Origin of the sequence: Paenibacillus paridis (genome assembly GCF_006345825.1) — a bacterium.
GTDB classification, from domain to species: domain Bacteria; phylum Bacillota; class Bacilli; order Paenibacillales; family Paenibacillaceae; genus Pristimantibacillus; species Pristimantibacillus paridis.
The window spans coordinates 1-17,895 of sequence record NZ_VCIX01000071.1; the positions used below are offsets into that span (position 1 = coordinate 1).

At 48.9% G+C, this 17,895-nt stretch carries 16 protein-coding genes; 5 read left to right on the plus strand and 11 right to left on the minus strand.

All coding sequences use genetic code 11. The annotated features are described in order from the left end of the window. Nucleotides 1–348 precede the first annotated feature (348 nt). The 4 genes from FJQ58_RS04770 to FJQ58_RS04785 form a co-directional block, all read right to left on the minus strand. Nucleotides 349–2,541 (minus strand): MMPL family transporter, encoded by a 2,193-nt coding sequence (locus FJQ58_RS04770; RefSeq protein ID WP_139991292.1) that lies wholly within the window; start codon nucleotides 2,539–2,541, stop codon nucleotides 349–351. 70 nt (nucleotides 2,542–2,611) lie between these two features. Next, a complete protein-coding gene (locus FJQ58_RS04775) occupies nucleotides 2,612–3,988 on the minus strand; it encodes a sensor histidine kinase (protein ID WP_139991293.1) in 1,377 nt (458 codons plus the stop codon). Continuing rightward, nucleotides 3,985–4,665 carry a response regulator transcription factor gene (locus FJQ58_RS04780; RefSeq protein ID WP_139991294.1) on the minus strand — a complete coding sequence of 227 codons (681 nt, stop codon included), beginning with the start codon at nucleotides 4,663–4,665 and terminating at the stop codon, nucleotides 3,985–3,987. Before FJQ58_RS04780 ends, FJQ58_RS04775 begins: the two co-directional genes overlap by 4 nt. A gap of 109 nt (nucleotides 4,666–4,774) precedes the next feature. Then, nucleotides 4,775–5,593 (minus strand): protein-glutamine gamma-glutamyltransferase, encoded by an 819-nt coding sequence (locus FJQ58_RS04785; protein WP_139991295.1) that lies wholly within the window; start codon nucleotides 5,591–5,593, stop codon nucleotides 4,775–4,777. 134 nt (nucleotides 5,594–5,727) lie between these two features. On the opposite strand from FJQ58_RS04785, the gene FJQ58_RS04790 reads away from it, so the two are divergent. Both FJQ58_RS04790 and FJQ58_RS04795 read left to right on the plus strand, forming a co-directional pair. Beyond that, complete coding sequence (locus FJQ58_RS04790; RefSeq protein WP_139991296.1) at nucleotides 5,728–7,113, plus strand: copper amine oxidase; 1,386 nt, start codon at nucleotides 5,728–5,730, stop codon at nucleotides 7,111–7,113. 63 nt (nucleotides 7,114–7,176) lie between these two features. After that, the gene (locus FJQ58_RS04795) at nucleotides 7,177–7,812 is read left to right on the plus strand and encodes a class F sortase (RefSeq protein WP_139991297.1); all 636 of its coding nucleotides are present in this window, start codon (nucleotides 7,177–7,179) and stop codon (nucleotides 7,810–7,812) included. 174 nt (nucleotides 7,813–7,986) lie between these two features. Here the strand turns inward: FJQ58_RS04795 and FJQ58_RS04800 are convergent, their stop codons facing one another. The 3 genes from FJQ58_RS04800 to FJQ58_RS04810 form a co-directional block, all read right to left on the minus strand. Beyond that, the gene (locus tag FJQ58_RS04800; protein WP_139991298.1) at nucleotides 7,987–8,370 is read right to left on the minus strand and encodes a GNAT family N-acetyltransferase; all 384 of its coding nucleotides are present in this window, start codon (nucleotides 8,368–8,370) and stop codon (nucleotides 7,987–7,989) included. Nucleotides 8,371–8,451: 81 nt separating this feature from the next. Beyond that, nucleotides 8,452–9,729 (minus strand): ABC transporter permease, encoded by a 1,278-nt coding sequence (locus FJQ58_RS04805; protein ID WP_139991299.1) that lies wholly within the window; start codon nucleotides 9,727–9,729, stop codon nucleotides 8,452–8,454. A 13-nt stretch (nucleotides 9,730–9,742) separates the two neighbouring features. After that, nucleotides 9,743–10,477 carry an ABC transporter ATP-binding protein gene (locus FJQ58_RS04810; protein ID WP_139991300.1) on the minus strand — a complete coding sequence of 245 codons (735 nt, stop codon included), beginning with the start codon at nucleotides 10,475–10,477 and terminating at the stop codon, nucleotides 9,743–9,745. Nucleotides 10,478–10,647: 170 nt separating this feature from the next. Here FJQ58_RS04810 and FJQ58_RS04815 point away from each other — a divergent pair, with 170 nt between their 5' ends. Then, nucleotides 10,648–11,328, plus strand: a complete 681-nt coding sequence (locus FJQ58_RS04815; protein ID WP_238403815.1) for a hypothetical protein — start codon at nucleotides 10,648–10,650, stop codon at nucleotides 11,326–11,328. 89 nt (nucleotides 11,329–11,417) lie between these two features. On the opposite strand, the gene FJQ58_RS04820 is transcribed toward FJQ58_RS04815, so the two are convergent. Together FJQ58_RS04820 and FJQ58_RS04825 are read right to left on the minus strand one after the other, a co-directional pair. Next, entirely contained in the window at nucleotides 11,418–12,191 is a 774-nt protein-coding gene (locus tag FJQ58_RS04820) for a Cof-type HAD-IIB family hydrolase (protein WP_139991301.1), read from the minus strand. 198 nt (nucleotides 12,192–12,389) lie between these two features. Continuing rightward, a complete protein-coding gene (locus FJQ58_RS04825; protein WP_139991302.1) occupies nucleotides 12,390–12,839 on the minus strand; it encodes an SRPBCC family protein in 450 nt (149 codons plus the stop codon). Nucleotides 12,840–12,983: 144 nt separating this feature from the next. Here FJQ58_RS04825 and FJQ58_RS04830 point away from each other — a divergent pair, with 144 nt between their 5' ends. Together FJQ58_RS04830 and FJQ58_RS04835 are read left to right on the plus strand one after the other, a co-directional pair. After that, nucleotides 12,984–13,781, plus strand: a complete 798-nt coding sequence (locus FJQ58_RS04830) for a helix-turn-helix domain-containing protein (protein WP_139991303.1) — start codon at nucleotides 12,984–12,986, stop codon at nucleotides 13,779–13,781. A gap of 174 nt (nucleotides 13,782–13,955) precedes the next feature. Continuing rightward, on the plus strand, nucleotides 13,956–14,768 hold the full coding sequence (locus FJQ58_RS04835; protein WP_139991304.1) for a hypothetical protein: 813 nt from the start codon (nucleotides 13,956–13,958) through the stop codon (nucleotides 14,766–14,768). A gap of 111 nt (nucleotides 14,769–14,879) precedes the next feature. Here FJQ58_RS04835 and FJQ58_RS04840 read toward each other — a convergent pair whose 3' ends face one another. Both FJQ58_RS04840 and FJQ58_RS04845 read right to left on the minus strand, forming a co-directional pair. Then, entirely contained in the window at nucleotides 14,880–16,460 is a 1,581-nt protein-coding gene (locus FJQ58_RS04840; protein ID WP_139991305.1) for an ATP-binding protein, read from the minus strand. 229 nt (nucleotides 16,461–16,689) lie between these two features. Beyond that, entirely contained in the window at nucleotides 16,690–17,817 is a 1,128-nt protein-coding gene (locus FJQ58_RS04845; protein WP_162341308.1) for a copper amine oxidase N-terminal domain-containing protein, read from the minus strand. Nucleotides 17,818–17,895 lie beyond the last annotated feature (78 nt).

Sequence of the window (17,895 nt, forward strand, 5' to 3'; positions counted from 1 at the left end):
TGTTGGTGTTGGTGTTGGTGTTGGTGTTGGTGTTGGTGTTGGTGTTGGTGTTGGTGTTGGTGTTGGTGTTGGTGTTGGTGTTGGTGTTGGTGTGTATGAATTCAGCAAAAACTCCCTTATCTTGTTTAAAGCAAGATAGGGGAGTTTTCAATTGTGTTTATTTGTTGCTTCACAGGCAGCCTGTTTAAGCTAAATTTACATATTTGAAGTTAAAGCGAAGCGAGAAGATTGTTCTGGAGAAACGAAGTGGTCGCCTTTGCAGTCAGATTCTTACCTTATCCTGTCTAATCAATGAATCTGGCTGCAACCGCGATCGTAAGAATGATCTACTCGCGCAGCGACCTTAACTTAAATGTTTCTTGTCTTTCCGCCCATAAACAAACTCATCAAAGCAGGAAGCAGCATGCCGCGAACGAGGAAGGTGTCCATCAGGATGCCGACAGCCATCATAAAGCCGAATAGAAACAGCTCCTGAAGCGGCTGGGTCATGAGCACGGCAAAGGTGGCTGCCAGAATAATGCCTGCCGATGAGATAACGCCGCCCGTTGATGCCACCGCACGACGTATGGCCTCTCGCCAAGGGTGACGCACTGCTTCCTCCTGCACCCGCGAGACGAGCATAATATTGTAGTCCACGCCCAAGGCCACCATAAAGACAAAGCCATACATCGGAAGCCGGTAACTGATCGTTTCATAGCCCAGCAAGCTGTGGAACACCCCCCAGCTTAATCCTAGCGCAGCCGCATACGATAGCAGTATCGTAGCCATCATGAACATCGCCAGCTTGATGCTGCCGGTTTGCCAAGCAAGCATGATCGCAATTAGCAGGGCGATTAACGCGAATACAACCAGCGTATCCTGTTTGTTCATCTCTCGTACATCCACTTGGGCAGCCGTCTGACCTGCAAACTGCAAGGAATGGAGTCCGGGATCAAAGCCACTGTCCTTCAGCCAAGCAGCACTCTCCTTCTTCCATCCTTCAACCGTATTTAAGGCTTCCGAATCGTATGGGTTTATTTTTAAAACCATTTGCAGCTTCACAGAATGCTTATCTGTAGACAATGCCTCAATCGGCCATTCCGTCCCCTCCGTCAATTCAGGGCTAACCGAAGCAACCTTGCCTTCCTTCATCATTAGCTCCGTTAATGCGCGAAGCTTATCCGTAAACGCAGGGTCTGCCTCAATGTCACTCGCACTACTCAGTATCATTGTCACGGGAGCAAGCTCGCCCGGCGGATAATGTTTCTCTAACAGCTCGAACCCTTGGCGGGAGGCTAACTTCTCAGGAAAGGAGTTCATGAGATTAAACGAAAAGCTGATGCCCAAACTATTAACCGCAGCTAGCACCAGCAGTGTGAGTAGAATACCAGCCACACGCTTTGGCTTATTTGTAACAAACGTACCAATTTTTGTCCATAACCGTTGACGACCGCCACCCGTTTGCGACGGCTGCCGCTGAAGCTTTGGCACAAACGGCCAAAATGCCTTGCGGCCCAGTAGCGCAAACACCGCTGGCACAAGCGTAAGGCCCGCCAGCAATATCACAGCGACCGCAGCCGAGAATACTGGCGCAAAGCCGCGATAAGGCTGGAACGTTGCCGCAAACAACGCCAGCATTGCAAGCAGCACCGTGCCGCCGCTGAACAGAATCGGCTCAGCAACCTGCTTCATCGCCGCTGCCATCGCCTGATGTTTGTTGTCCATCTGCAGAAGCTCCTCACGATAGCGCGAGAACACGAACAAGCAATAATCGGTAATGACCGCGAACAGCAAAATCATCATAATCGATAGGGATTGTTTATCGATGAGAAACAATCCCGCTTTGCCCGCAAGCCCGATTAGCCGGTCAACTACAGAATAAACGAGCCCTGCCGCCGCTAGAGGTATAATGGCCAGCAGCGGTGATCGATAAATAGCGACGAGCAGAACTAAGATCAACACCACCGTCGCCAGCATAAGCACAATATCCGCATTTCGAAATAGAGTAAGCGTATCGGCGGAAATGGCTGCTGGTCCAGTCAGCTCAAGCCTCACATCGGCTGTGCCGAATTGCTCCCATTTCTTCCTAATTTCATCTATTGCGGTCAGAATCTGATCCGATTCCGCATGCTCATTCACCGTTACAGCTAGGAGCAAGGTAGTGCGATCCTCCGACAGCAGTTGCTGCTGAGCCTGCATAGGCATCTGATGGAACGGCATCGCTTTATCGATTTCTGCTGGCTTAGAATCCGAGGACAACCACGCGCTGAACGCCGAGATTTCTTTCAGCTGTTCCTCCGTCATTCCTTGCTCGTGGTGGAATACGAGCAGCGCCGGCAGCCCTTCCACTGAGGGAAACTGCTCCTCCAGCAAGCGCTGCGCCTGCGCCGCTGCGTTATTCCCGCTGGCGCTGCCTTCCCCTGCGCTTACTGCATGTTCCTTGGCTCCGGGAGCTGCTATCGTTAACGCAATCGCGAGCAGCACCCAGCATACCAGCGTTATTTTCGCCCCTCTGGGGCTGCTTACATATTGAATCACCTTTTGCAATGGTTTCACGTTCATGTTCGAACCTCCTGTTCTGTCCTTCCCCTGCATTATTGAACAGGAACATGAACGAACGATGAACGGAGCATTACAATCTCGGCAGTTGCACCTTAACCGACGTGCCCGCTTCCGGGCGGCTCTCTACTTTAATGCTGCCTTGATGCAAAGAAACGAGCTTGTGCACGATAGAGAGGCCAAGCCCGCTTCCCGTAGAAGAAAGGTCACGCGTTTTGCTCGACTTATAGAAACGGTCAAAAATATAAGGGAGATCCGCTTCCGGAATGCCTATCCCCTCATCACAAATTTCAAGTACAATCATTTCTCCGCCGGTAATGGTTATGCGAATGGTCTGGCCCGAATCCGAAAATTTAATGCTATTGGCAAGGAGATTCAGCCACACCTCGTGAAGCAGCTGCTGATCCGCACAAATAACCGTATCCGGAAGCTCCAGCTCCAATTGCAGCTCTTTCTCCGTCCATTGCCATTCGAGCGTTATCAAAATTTGGCGAATTTGCTCATCGAGGCGATAGGAGGTTTTACGCAGCGGCTTCTGCTCTTTATCTAGCGCTGCCAGCGTCAGAAGCTGCTTGCTAAGGCCGGAGAGACGTTTGCTTTCCTTCTCAATTATAGTCAAATAGTTTGCTTTCTGCTCTGCTGTCGTTTCCTTATCTAGAGCAGCCCGTGCCAAGCCTTGCATGGAAGTCAGCGGCGTCTGAAATTCATGGGAGACATTGGCGACAAATTCTTGCCGCATTTGGTCAAGCTGCTTTATCGCTTGCGTCATCACGGAGAAATTACGCGCCAGCTCGCCAATCTCATCCTTTCGGGAGAGCTCTAGCCCCGCATTAAAATCACCTGCGACCATTCGCTTAGTCGCGCTCGTCAGTTGGTTCACCGGCTTGACGATCAGCCGCGACAGCACGACAATAAGCAGCAGGCTAATCATGAAGGTAAAACCGATTAAGATCGCCGCAATAATACGAATTTCACCAATCTGCTGCTGTAGATCAGGCCTAATAAACAGCGCTGCCGTGCCTTTATCTGTCTGAAGCGGCAAACCTGCTGTATTCAGCACGCTATTTTTGAAATACGAGAAAAGCGCCAGCCGCTCCTTCTGCTCCTCCATTCCGAGATAAGCATTTCCTTCCAACACGGACTGAATCTGCTGCTCGGACAGCTTTCCGTGCTTAAACGGAGAGCCGTAAGCTTGTCCTGCCTGATCAGCACGGGCCAAATAAATTTGAAAGCCTAATGCCGCAACATGGGTTAAATAGCCGTCCAAATCCATTCCGGGATTTTGCTCATACTGCTCTTTAATATTTTGCGCAATGCCAAGCATTTTCTGTTCATTGCCGGACTGCTGCTTGTCCTGGTAATAGAGTCCGGTTAAGAGCAAGCCAACAATGCCGCTAACCATCGCGACCATTACAAACGTGAAGACAATGCGGACATATAAGGACTTCATGCCTCATGCACCTCCAGCTTATAGCCCAATCCCCGAATCGTCGTAATCGTAAAATCATGCTGATAGTCGGCAAAGCGCTCGCGCAGCCTTTTGACATGGACATCAACCGTGCGGCTGTCTCCTTTAAAATCCGCGCTCCAAATCAGTTGGATCAATTGCTCCCGCGTATAAATGCGCCCCGGATGGCTTGCCAGTTGTGACAACAGCTCAAATTCCCGCAGCGGTAGCGTAAGCACGTCATTCCCTGCTTTAATTTCATAACCTCGACGGTCAATCGTAATGCTCCCCAGACGAATAACCTCGGAGGAAACGAGCCGATACCGGCGAAGCAGCGCTTTGATACGGAATAACAGCTCCTTGGGCTCAAAGGGCTTTACCATATAATCGTCAGTTCCCGCATCAAACCCTTTTTCTTTGTCCGCCATTTCCGCTCTCGCCGTCAGCATGATAACCGGAATATCATAATATCGCCTAATTTCCTCGCAAAGCTCGAAACCATCCTTGCGGGGCATCATAAGGTCGACAACGGCCAAATGAACCTGTTCCTGCTCCAGCAGCCGGGAGGCAGCCTGTCCATCGCCCGCTTCCAGCACCACATACCCTTCCTTCCGCAGCACGAAGCGCAGCAGCTCCCGAATAGCAGGATCATCATCAACAATCAGTACATGCATTCTCATTAACCTGCCCCAGTCTCATTTCGGAATAAAAGAAACACCAGTACGGCAAGCCGCGACGCTTACGCTACAGGTGCTTCTTTGCTTATGTTACTTTTTATCATAATACTTATTAGAAAAGAAAGGTACCTTCCCCTACTTTTGCCGCAATGCCATAGAACTCATTCGTCCGGTTTACTTCCTGCACACCATTCCGAACCGATAAGCTGCGCAAATATTCAAAGTCGGGATGAACGACCAGATCCTGCAAATATGCCGAAATCGTGCTTCCTGGCGTCCTCATCCGGTTGAGCGCGGCAATAATATCCTGTCCTGACTCAATGCCAATGCCATGGCCAAAATATAGGTTGTCATCCAGCATAACCACATTCTCTCCCTGCCACTCCGGCGTTTCCGGATCATGCTCAGGATTTTTGAAATAGAGGACATCCCCGGGGTAGGCTTCATTTTTATCATAGGTGGTAATAAGGCTTAAATCGCGGTCATACTGCCAATCCCTCAGAAACAGATTTTGAAAATACGCATTGAACACCGCTTCGCCTACCGTATCCAGCACCGCTTTGTACAAAATAATGATGATGGCGCCCGCGCACTCAAAACCATACAAATGCCCATTTTCAAAAATATCGTTAATGCCTACCGAAGGCAATACGCCGCCTCTCAGCTGGAACCCGCCATTTTCCGTCCTGATCCAATACTCCTCATTGCATTTCGATCCAGCAAAGGTTGCAAAGTTGGCTCCACCCGCATAAAGCGCTTTGGCCGCCTCGACAATATGCGTACGCATTTTCATCTCAAACTCCAATGCCTCGACAGAGGGGTAGCGGTAGACAACCTGACTTCTCTGCTTCGCCTGCAGTATTCTTCTTTCCAGCTCTGACAGCGTTAGCGGATTTAGCTCAAAGGTATTCGTGCCCGAAACAAGTATCACTGTCGTTCTCCTCCATGTCATCGATTTTCTATAGGTTATTGTACGTACGAAAACTTTTTTTGTGAGAAGTGATCCAAGGAAGCAAAGCATTCGTGCTACTTAACAAGAACAAAAATTAAAGGGAGTGTTCACACATGAAAATGAAAAAATATTTGGTTGCCTTGCCTCTTAGCCTTGCTCTCCTTCTTCCGACAGCCGGACTTGCAAGCGCAAGCGATCATTCGCACGGAGGAGGCACAATGACAACGACGGCGGCCGGTGCTGCTGAAGCATCCAACAAAGCGGTAGATTTGCGGGCTGCTTTGGACTCTTTGTTATCCGAGCATGCTTACTTAGCGGTGGTAGCCATGCAGAAGGGCATTGATGGAAAAGGGGATTTTGATGCTGCCGCGGGAGCTTTGCTCCAAAACGCCGATGATTTGAGCAACGCAGTAGCTTCCGTCTATGGAGAAGAAGGCGGCGCGGCTTTTAAAGAAATTTGGACCAGCCATATTGGGTACTTCGTGGATTATGTGAAGGCGACTGGCGCCAAGGATGATGCAGCGAAGAAAAAAGCGTTGGCTGATCTGGATGATTATCGCGTGAAGCAAGCTGCTTTTCTCGATACAGCCACTGGAGGCCGTTTAGTAGCAAAGGAACTAGAGGAAGGATTAAAAGTCCATATTAATCAGCTTGTTTGGGCTTTCGATAACTACGTAGCCGGAGATTTCGACAAGACGTACGACAGCCTGAGAGAGTCCATTCATCATATGTATGGTGTAGGCAAAGGATTGTCATGGGCCATAACCGATCAATTCCCTGACCAATTCGACAGCAAAACGGTGGATACCCCAGCCGCCGAGCTCCGCGCAAGCTTAAATCATTTGTTCTCCGAACATGCCGCACTAGCCATACTTGCGATGCAGAAAGGCATTGACGGCGCTAAGGACTTTAATGCTTCTGCTGCTGCTTTAAATGAAAATACCGATGAGCTTTCCGCAGCTATTGCATCAGTATACGGCAAGGAAGGCGGAGAAGCCTTCCACAAAATTTGGAGCTCACATATCGGTTACTTTGTTGACTATGTGAAAGCGACTGGCGCCAAGGATGACGCTGCCAAAGCCAAGGCAATCGCAGACCTAGATAAGTACCGTGCCGAGCAAGCAGCTTTTCTCGATACAGCAACGGAAGGCCGCTTGAAGGCAGCCGACATGGAAGCAGGCCTGAAAATCCATGTGGATGAGCTATTAAAAGCTTTCAACAGTTATACTGAAATGGACTATGCCACGACATATCCGACCGTTCGTGAGGCTTATGCGCATATGTATGAAGTCGGACTCGGCGTGACGAGCGCCATTGTGGACCAATTCCCAGACCAATTTGCCGGAAAAATGCCCACGGAAATGCCACAAACCGGCATGGGCGGCATGAGCCATTCAAAATCCTCAACATCGGATATTCTGATGATATCCCTTGTTATTATGGCATTGGCTGTGCTAATCCCGTTCTTTATCGCTCGCCGGAACGCTCCCAAATCATAATATCGAAGAGGAGGGAGCTTCCCTCCTCTTTTCCTGTCGAAAGTACCGGAGGTGTATGCCTGTATGATGAACAGAATGAAAATATGGTTCTTCCTAGTCATGGTAGGCATGATTGCCATGGCTCTCACGCTAACTTCATGCTCCAAAGAGGTTTCCCCTGCTGTAAATGATGCTCAAACCGCCGCCTCTTCCCCCTCACCCACTCCTACAAAGTCTGTACTTCAGACGCCTAGCCAGTTAAAAGAAGAGGATCTTGGCATCGTGCCCGTTTCCATTTCTATTCCTGCTATTGGCGTGGATGCGGCAATTGAAGAGGTAGGCACCATGAAAAATGGGCAAATGGGCGTCCCTCAAAATATAGACGGAGTTGGCTGGTTTGAGCCCGGCACGAAGCCTGGAGAACGAGGCAACGCCGTCATGGCTGGACATGTAGACAGTCTGACTGGGCCTGCTGTCTTTTATAAGCTAGACCGACTAAAGGCTGGGGACGAGGTTGTTTTGAAGGACAAGGACGGTGTCACCCGCGCTTTTATCGTTACGGGCACAGCGAGTTATCCCCGTAAAGATGCGCCCTTAGAAAATATCTTCGGCTTTTCCTATCAGAGGCATTTGAATTTAATTACGTGTACAGGAGAATTCAATAAGGAAGCGAAGACGCATGAGGAGCGTTTAGTTGTGTTTACCGAGCTTCAGAAGTAATTAGATGCCGGATGCGCTTAGGAGCTGAACCACGTTTCGGCTCTTTTTTCCCCTATACTATCTTCTGCAAAATGAACAATCCCGTTTGACTGCAACAAAATAACTTTATTTATTCAAGCAAAGAAGAGAGCTGCGGACGACGCGTCCGCGGCTCTCTTCTTTGCTCGTACACTGCTATTTTCGTATATTCCCACCCGCCGTGCCTGCTCCGCTTGAGCTGTACGGATCGGAATACTCCGTGTTGGTCTTCTCCCATACGTCCGCATAAGAGGGATGCCGCTTGAATTGTGCCAAGGCGTAGGAGCATGACGGTATGATTTTCCTGCCTTTTTCCCGCGCCTCATCAACGACAAAATCTAACAATTGCTTCGCCAGTTCCCGTCCTCGATATTCACCGTCCACATACGTATGGTCGATCGCCCATGTATCCACGTCCACCATCGTATACGTAATTTCACCAATCGTACCTTTCGTTGTCGTCAAAATATAGCTGTTTCCTTGCTTCTGTGCCAAAATCTCTTCATCTACTGTGCCATATAAGTCCTTATCCGTACTCATGCCTGCTTGCACCTCCTGGAAAATAGTGAACCCTCTTCCGGTCAAGCTGCGGGTCTATTCTTTCTTACCCCAATAAGCAGGTCATGAACCTTTTCGGAAAGGTTGTCCTTTGCTCTCCGTTACATTCACATCCATCTCTAGCTTGCGCTGGTCAAACAGGCTAAGCCCGATCCAGATAGCCGTGCATAATAATGTAGCGCCAATAACACCAACCGCACCGGCAAGCTTATAGCCTGCAATCGCTGACCAAATCAGCATTAGCGGCAGCAGAAGCCAGAACCGGGAAAGAACCGCTCCTCTTTTGGCAGCAGCCTTGGACCAGGGAAACTGAGCAATAAACGCTTCCGCAAACCATTGCTTCCATTGTATATGCAGCCATGACATGCCAATGACCGTTAGAGCGGCAACGAGAAATAACGCTATCGGCCCGGGAACAAGCGACACGGCATAGGTCGTGGCAGACATAAAGCCAAGCCATACCCGAATATGCGTCATGCCCCTTAGGAAAGCTTTCAGCCGCATTTCCGCCAAAATGGTTCCGCCATCCGACTTGCGGAATAGGCGCTGCGAACCCCTGAACAAATAAGGCCGTTTCACACGGACGAGCGGTTTCGATTCAATAACCTGGCTCATCAACAGCTCCGTGCTTCGCAGGCGCACCTGATTTTCCGTTTTCACCTCAGCCTCGAAATGAATCGGTGCCTTTATACTCACAAGCAACAGCAGAAGCATGACACTAGCGGCAACAGCAAGAGAAATAGCCATCAGGACAATATCGTTCTCCCAAGCGATCATCGGATATAAATAGAAAGCCCCAAAGAGCAGAAGACTAATCGTCTCTAAAGTCCCCTTGCGCCATCCCTTCAGCTTCCCATTCAACAACTGTATACCAAGGGCCAGTACCATCCCCATGACGATCGTAAAGGCGTAGGCTATCGTTAATGCCGTCCAAGTCAGCCCCTCTACCCTTATTAGAAAAGGCAGAAGCAGCAAATACGGAATGGCAATGACGAATGCTTTCATGACTAGCGTATAGGCGATCCCATGGCGCTTCAAGCTTTGCAGCCATGCCGGCCGCTGAAGCAGGAACAGCCGGTCTGCCTCCTCCACAAAAATACGTACTTGTCCTATAAATAATAGAAATAGCAACAAAATGGGATAGAGCGTGGTCCAAGGCAGCTTGATCGCCCACGCCGGCATATCGAGCAGCACCTCCCGATAAAGGCCGCCTCCAATAAACAAGCCGGGAAGAACCAAGTAAAGACATACCGTCCAGTCAAGCACGCTTCGCCAAGCGCGAAGCTGGTCCCTCTGATTGCGACTGAGCCTAATCCAAAATAATCGTCGCGGCGTGATCACTTCCGTCCACCCCCTAGGTCAATGCGTGAAAGCACTCGAACAATGTCGCGTTCTCGGCGCAGCCCGCATCGCTTCTTACCTCGTGCATGGACCCGCGCGCGACGACCGAGCCATTGTTAATAAGGACAAACCCCGTACAAATTCGCTCTGCGGTGTCCAGAACATGTGTCGACATAAGCACGCCCGCTCCGCGTTCCCGTTCCCCTTCAAGCAGCTTCAGAAAATCCGACGTTGCCCTTGGGTCTAGCCCGACAAAGGGCTCATCCACGATGTATACATCAGGTTCCAGCAGAAATGCAATGATGAGCATCAGCTTCTGCTGCATGCCCTTGGAGAAATGCGATGGGTAATGATGCTTCTCCTCTGACAATCGGAAGCGCTCCAGCAGCTCATCCGCCTTGGCCGAAAATTGCTTTTCTTCGATTTCGAAGGCCGAAGCGGCCAGATGCAAATGCTCCCATAACGTCATATATTCATAGAATACCGGTTGCTCCGGCACATAAGCATAGCGTTTATTTTTGCCGCCGAGCACGATTTCCCCATCAACATGAGCCATCAAGCCCAGAATCGTCTTGATCGTCGTGCTTTTGCCAGCGCCATTCGGCCCTATCAAGCCTACAAGCTCGCCTGGCGCAACATCAAGCCATATGTGACGAATCGTCGGCTTGTTTTCCTCATAGCCTGCTTCCTTTATCGCAACGCGAAGCACAGAGTCCTGTCCTTTAATATGCTCTATCGTTCTATTCATCCACCAGTATCCGCCTTTCATTTCCGATTCGATTGTATAATTCTACGAATGAGCGTTCCAGTTCGTGCCAAATTTTAGAGCATGACAAAGATTTAACTTGAAAAAATTGTCGTATTTGGTCATTTAATAGATTATACTAATAGGAAAAATATGCTAACCAGAGGTGCAGAATGGGTAAGAAAACATTACAATTCATGATTACGTTGGGGCTGCTTGGAAGTCTTTTGTCGGGCTGCTCTGCCGGGGATGACTCTAGCAATGAAATTGCAGAGCTGAAGAAAGAAATTACCGCTCTCAAAGAAGAGAACCAACAGCTTAAAGAAGGGCAAGAAGCCGTAAAAACAGACAGCGAGCCAGAAGAAAGCGCAGCTGCAAGCGAGCAGCCTGAGACAACTGCAGCTGTGGACGCTCCCCTTATTGCTGAGCTGAACAAAGCCGTAACAGTTGCCGATTTCGCCGAATTCACCGTAGTCAAAACCCAATTCAACAAAGTGATTAAGCCTTCGAAGCCCGGCGACTTTCACACCTACTACGAGGCGAAGGATGAAGGAAACACCTACCTTGCAGTCACGATTAAGCTGAAGAGCCTGCTCGCAGCCGGGAAAAGCGCAGACGATTTCGCCAGCTTAACGATCAAGTACAATGACAAATACGAATATCGCACCTTCTCCACCATTGAAGAACAGGGCGGGGCAGACTTTACCTATACGAGCATTACGTCTATCGAGCCATTAAAAACCGAAACGCTCGTATTTTTAGCTGAGGTGCCTAAGGAAGTAGAAACGGGTACGGGCCCCCTAAAAGCAATTATTACCATAAACGAAGCAGAGTATGATTTGATCATCCGATAATCAAACGAACAGGAGCTGTCTTCCTTGGGTTCCCCCCTGGAAAGACAGCTCCTGTTCTCGTATACAAGCGGATAGTTGCCCGCTAATCGTTACAACAATCCAGCTTTCACCAAACCATTCCGTATCCCCTGCTCATCTACGTGCGTGGTCACAAAATCGGCATACGGCAGCAGCGCGGGATTAGAATTGCCCATGGCAACGCCGAAGCCTACCGTTTCCAGCATCTCCATATCGTTCAAGCCATCGCCAAATGCAACCGCGTCCGCAGGCGTCAAGCCCAGCTTATCGAGCAATGCTTCAATGCCCTGTGCTTTGGAGCCTCCCGCAGGAAGGACATCAATGGCTTGGGGATGCCAGCGAATTAGCTTAAGCTCGGAATGCAGCCCGTCATACAAATGCTCTTCATGGCTTTCGCAGTGGAGGAATACCTGATAGATGCCGTCCGTTTTCCAAAATTCCGGGTTGTAGCCCGGCAAGTCAACCTTCAGCGAATTAACCGATTCTATAATAAAAGGATGATCCTCTTTGTCTGCAAAGAAGTTGTGCTCCCCTTCGAATACAAGCCCGTGGTTATGCTCTGCAGCGACTTTGACTAGCGCCTCCAGCCTGCTCTTCTCGATTTCCCTTTTGTACAGCGCCGTTCCTTTGTATACAACATATCCGCCGTTTAAGCATACAAAGGATTCAATGCCGAGCTGCTCGGCGAGCGGCTTAATAAAATAAGGGGCTCTCCCTGTAGCGATAACGGGCTCCACTCCGGTTGCCTTTAGCTCCGCAATAGCTTTAATTGTGTCCGCAGGTATTTCCTTTTGTTCATTAATTAACGTACCGTCGATGTCAAAAAAAACAATTTTGTAGCCCATGCTGACTTCTCTCCTATCCGTAGTCGCAGACGTATAACGCCTGTCCTTTTTTATACAGTATAAAGAAACAAAGCCGGAAAAGAAATCATTGCCGCTCCCGCATGCAGAAAAAAAAGCATCAGCGGCGGCCGATGCTCTTTTGATTTCTTCCCATGCCTCAACGGTCTAGAGCCGTTGCCAATGTTTAATTCCTTCAGCTTACCAGCCGAAATCGAGGTTTTTGCCTGTTTCAACGTAAGTTTTCAGGTTATTTAAGATCATCCACCACTGACTGTCCACCGTTTCCAGCGAGGGATGGTTTTCCGTAAATTGGTCATTGATTACAGTCAGCTTCGTAGTGGCTCCAACCTCCTCAAGCGAGAAAGCCATTCTCGATTCCAGTTCTGCATGATTTGGCCTATAGGCAGGTCCCGGATGTTCTAAAACGGTAAATATTTTATTTTCTTCATATGCTAGAATAGTACCATAGATATGAACCGTATCATCGCCATCCGTGCCAGGGCCAACGTATTGATAGGACGAGCCAACCTCAAAGTCCGAGTTGATGACACAGCCAAAAAACGTTTGCTTCGTTCCTTCTGGCAGCACAAGCGCTTCCCAAACCTTCTCAGGTGCCGCACCGATATAAAACTCATATTTGAATTCCATGACCTGCACTCCTTCTCATCATTCAAAATGGTGTAGCTATTGCAGCAGCAGTAACTTGCCTCTAACTAAACGTATTATACCGTTACCGGCATCGCCGGTATTGTAAAAACGCGACAAACCAACCCATGATGGAGGGATTCATAGATGCCAGCAACGGAAAAAAAGAGCAGTATGGGCGTTTTGCAGCTTCGCGAAGGAGAGAAGAAATTCCAGCTTGACCGCTATCCTCCGTCGGAGCAGCTGCGCCCTTTCGTCAAGCACTACTGGGTGATCACGTGGAATCTTGAAAACGAGCCTCCATACTTTCAGGATGTCGTTCCGAATCCTTGCGTCAATCTAGTTATGGAAGACAACAAAAGCGGCATATATGGCGTAGCCAGCAGGATGTATACGCAGAAGATTGAAGGCAAGGGACGGGTATTCGGCGTGAAATTCCAGCCCGGTGGCTTCTACCCTTATATTCAATCGCCGCTCTCCAAGTTTACGGATCAAGCTTCGTCACTGGAGAGCGTTTTCGGAATGGCGAGTACCGCTTATATGAAACAGATTGCGGCCCACCCCGATACAACAGATAGAATCGCCTTGACCGAAGCGCTGCTGCTTCAGCATCTGCCGCCTGTTGACCTGACGGCCTCTTTGGTCAACCAAATCATTGCCCGTATCCAAGAGGACCGCGAGCTTACCACGGTCGAGCAGCTGTGCGGGGAGTTCCGTTTGAACAAAAGAAAACTGCAGCGTTTGTTCAGCCAATATGTCGGCATTAGCCCCAAGTGGGTCATTAAGCTTTACCGGCTGCAAAACGCGGCTGAAGCGATGGACAACAGCAGCCCCACCGATTTGCTTAAATTAGCTTTGGAGCTTGGTTATTACGATCAATCCCATTTTAGTAAAGATTTCAAATCCATTATCGGCAAAACGCCCGAAGAGTATGCCCGGCCATAGGCATCTAGGTCAATACGCCCTTGACGACTGCCCAAACCATCCTGTATATTGGTAGAATTAGTTAAATAAGTATGGCTTACGATGGAAGCACCCGTAAGAGATGGCGTATGACGCCTATCTTGCAGGTGCTTTTTTTGCGTTGTAACGCCGTACCCTAAGGAGGCTTTATTATTGATGAAACTAGGTTCAAAGTTAACCGCAATCGGGCTAGCCCTCATTCTCGCGTTTACCAGCCCAGCCGTAATTGCAGCATCATCCTTCGAATTCAGCGCGACCGCCAAGACTGCTTTTGACAAAATGAAAGGCGCCGCTGACAAATCGACCGCCGCGAAGCTCACCTCGCATTATGCGGACCTGCAAGCGGTACAGAAGCATACGATCGAATGGGATACCAAAATCGATAAGCTTCATTATCAAAATGAGGAGGCCGTGCTCGCTACCCGCAAGCGCATTAAAGAAGTCGACGCAGATAAGCTGCAAAAGCTGGAGGCAGCCGTCGTTCAAGCCAAGAAGAAATACGAGCCTTTATTCACGCTTTATGATTCATTAAACCAGCAGCTTAGTATCGCTAAGTCATACAAGAACAAGACGTTAGCCAATTCGCTCAAACCCCAAGTAGAGACGACCAAAGCAGCCGTACAGATCGCCAAGCTGGATATACGCAGCAAGGAAGCTGCCCTTAAGACCGCAAAGGCCAATACGGCAAAAACGATAAAAAAGCTGCGGGACACGCTCAGCGAAATCGATCCGATTAAAATTAAGATCAAAGCTGCCAAAAGCTCGATCAGCAGCATGAAGAAGCAATTTACAACCGAGACATCCCTATTAAATCAAGCCGTCAAAAAAGGGGATTCCTCTGCTTCGTTAAGCTCTCTCGCCAGAATGCTGGCAAGCGTCAAGCAAATCAATGAGCATAAGCAGAAGACGCTCACTTACGAGCAGCAAACGTCGGCCATTATCGCCAAAGTAGATGCGCAGCTCAAATAAAGGAATGCACGAAGGAGGAGGGCGCTTGGGTTCACGAGACGCCCTCCTCCTTCAACAAAAAAAATCGATCATCCCTCGGCAGCCCGCCGTAAATGATCGTTTAAAAGAATTTTATAGAGATGGAAACCTGACCTCCACCGACGTGCCTATGCCTAATTGGCTCGAAACCGACAGCTTGCCATCATGCGAGGACATAATTTTATCTACAATCATCATCCCAAGTCCGTTTCCGTCTCGCCTTGTCGTATGAAATGGCTGGCCGATTCGCTGTAATACTTCATCCGTCATGCCAACGCCATTATCGGTAAAGCGAATGCGCTGATACCCGTCCATGGCATCCAGCAGGATACCAATCTCTCCGCCAAAGGGCAATGCCTCCATCGCATTTTTCAAAATGTTCAAGAACACTTGCTTTACTTGATCTCGGTCGCACCTGATGCTCATGCTTTCACCGCATTCATAGTGCACCTTAATTCCGTTCATCTCTAATTGCAGTTCAAACACAGACAATACCTCTTCAAGAATAAGATGGCATTGCTCTTCTTTGTACTGAATCGCTTGGGGCCTACCGAGAATGAGAAACTCGCCCACAATCGCATTCATCCGTTCAAGCTCTGACATCATCAGATTATAGTAATCGGGATTGGTCGTTTTGCTCGTCATCTGCAGCATGCCTTTTACCGTGGTCATTGGATTCCGGATTTCATGGGCGATGCTAACCGCAATTTGGCCCGCAAAACCAAGCTTTTCTGTATTGCGCAGCAATTCCTCTGCGATCTTCATTTCGGTAATATCCCGCAAGCTGCCAACGACCCTCGTTAGCTGCTGCTCGTTATCGTAAATAGGCACCACATCGAGCATAAAATATTGCGGCTCCACGCCGCTCAAGAGCGCGACCTCGACGCCAACGCAGGATTCCCTATCCTTAATCACCCGTTCAAAGTAAGGACCGATCCTATTCACTTCAAACACGCTGCGTCCGAGGCAGCAGCTGCCGCTTTCTTCTATGGTTTTTAGAATAGCCGTGCTTTTATCATTCATCTCTACAATTGTGCCTAGCGCATCCGTAATGATGATTCCATAATAGTTGGTATCCATCAGAACCTGATTGAGAATTTGCAGCTGAGTATTGTTTTTGCGCAGCAGCAGCTCGCGCTCGATAGAATCTACGATCGTACATAGCAGGGCTAGCAGGTGAGGGTGTGCGAACTGGGTAGCGGTCATGATCGAAAGGGAACCGAGCAATTGGCCAGAGTCTTCCATATGGAACGGAGCCGTATAACAAGCAAGCTGGTGCAGCGCTTTATGAAAATGATCTTCTCCAATAAGCTGAACAGGCTGGTGATGGCGCAAGCATAAATCAACAGAGTTAGTGCCAATTTCCTCAGAGAAGCGAAGACCTTCTTCAATACCTAGCTGCCTGACCTGACTAATAATCGAGTTGTCGCCTTTAAATTCGAGGAGATAGCCTTTTTCATCTGAGATGGCTACAAAAAAAGGATCGCCGGCAACAGAGGATAAAAATTTATCAACAAAAAAACCGATAACCTCAATGATCTCTTTATATTTAAGTCTTCGAGCTTCAAGCTCAGCGGAAGTAAAGCGTTCGGTATAAATAGGGAGCCCATCCGGATTGAGGCCTTGCTGTTCGCATTTTTTGTGGGATTCAATAAGCAAATGGTTTTTCATCATGTTGTTTTACCAATTAACCTTTCCAGGACGGCTAGCTTCCATATTGTTGGACATTAACCAATATTCTAGCTATACCACTCACAATCCTTCCCAATTTTATTAAAATTCGTTTATATTGTGCAAGTTTATTTTTCCATTCCTTCTAACAGACTACCGCCATGCGCTCACGCAAACGAAAAACGATTCCTTAACGGATGGAAACCGTCAAAGAATCGCTTTACTTGTATATTTAGCCCTGCGGCAATAGCTTAACCTTAAGATCATCGAGGTAAAGAGTGGTCAGCCCTTCATAACCGGAGTCGCTGCCAACAATGACATAAAGCTCGCCCTTCTCATTCGTTTTCAACGTCGCTGCGTGCTCCATCGCTACCGGCTGGAAGCCAGTGAGCGTATCGTCAGGCTGTACCATGTTGCCCACGATCTTCATATCCTTGCCTTCTGTGGATTGATTGCCTTTATCGAGATTCATCCGGTAATGCGCGTGACCCTCGTCCGTCGACTCTATCGCCTTCGGCTCCTTGTTTACAAAGCCTGCTTTAATGCTGACGGCTTCTCCAGGCGCTCCGCCAACTCCCATCATGCCGCCCGATTGATCTGTATACAGCTTGAACGACAAGGAAGCTTGGTACTCCGTATTCGGCTCCAAACCGTCGATTTTTTTCGTCACGTACATGAATAAATCGTCGCTGCGGTTCATGCCGCTGAGCTTAAGTCCATAGTTTGTTTTGTTGTTTGCCGTAGGAAGCAGCTCACGCGCGTAAGAGAGATTATAAATAGAAGGATCATAGTCCACAGGCAGGTCAGCGAATGCGCCGCTCCAGCCTTCTTCGCTTTGATCAAAGGAGTAGTTCAGCAAAAGTCCCGCATCGCTCGCCTGAATGACGATCTTTTTCTGCTTCGCATCCCATTTCGTCTGTGCCCCAAGCAGCTGTGCTACGACCTTAGCCGGTACGAACGTGTTGCCCTTCACGACGGCTGTTTTCGCCGGCAGCTTCACATTTTTGATATAAGTGCCTGTTACGGCGTCGCTGTTCTGCGTCAGGTGAACCGTAAGGCCATCCCGGCTTAATTGAATTCCTTTTGTTTTGGCGTCCCACACAAGCGTTGCCTGCAGGCCATCCGCCAGAGCTCTTACCGGAACCATTGTAATGCCGTTAACCACATAAGGTGCAGCTGCAAGTGTATGCTCGCCGCGATAATCTACGGCTTTGTTGCTGCCGATTTGAAATTGTAGAGGTACAGGCGCGTTTGCAGAAGCACCGTTAACCGTCCCCCCTGCGGCTACCGTGCTAAGAAGTACTGCCGCCGTTACGGATGCTATTGCTATATTTCTATTCCATAATTGTTTAAAGGCCATTTCATCTACCATCCTTTGTTGTTAGAATTCCACGTGTATCCTCCTAACGAACAAAGGACAGAATAAGTTGCGACCATC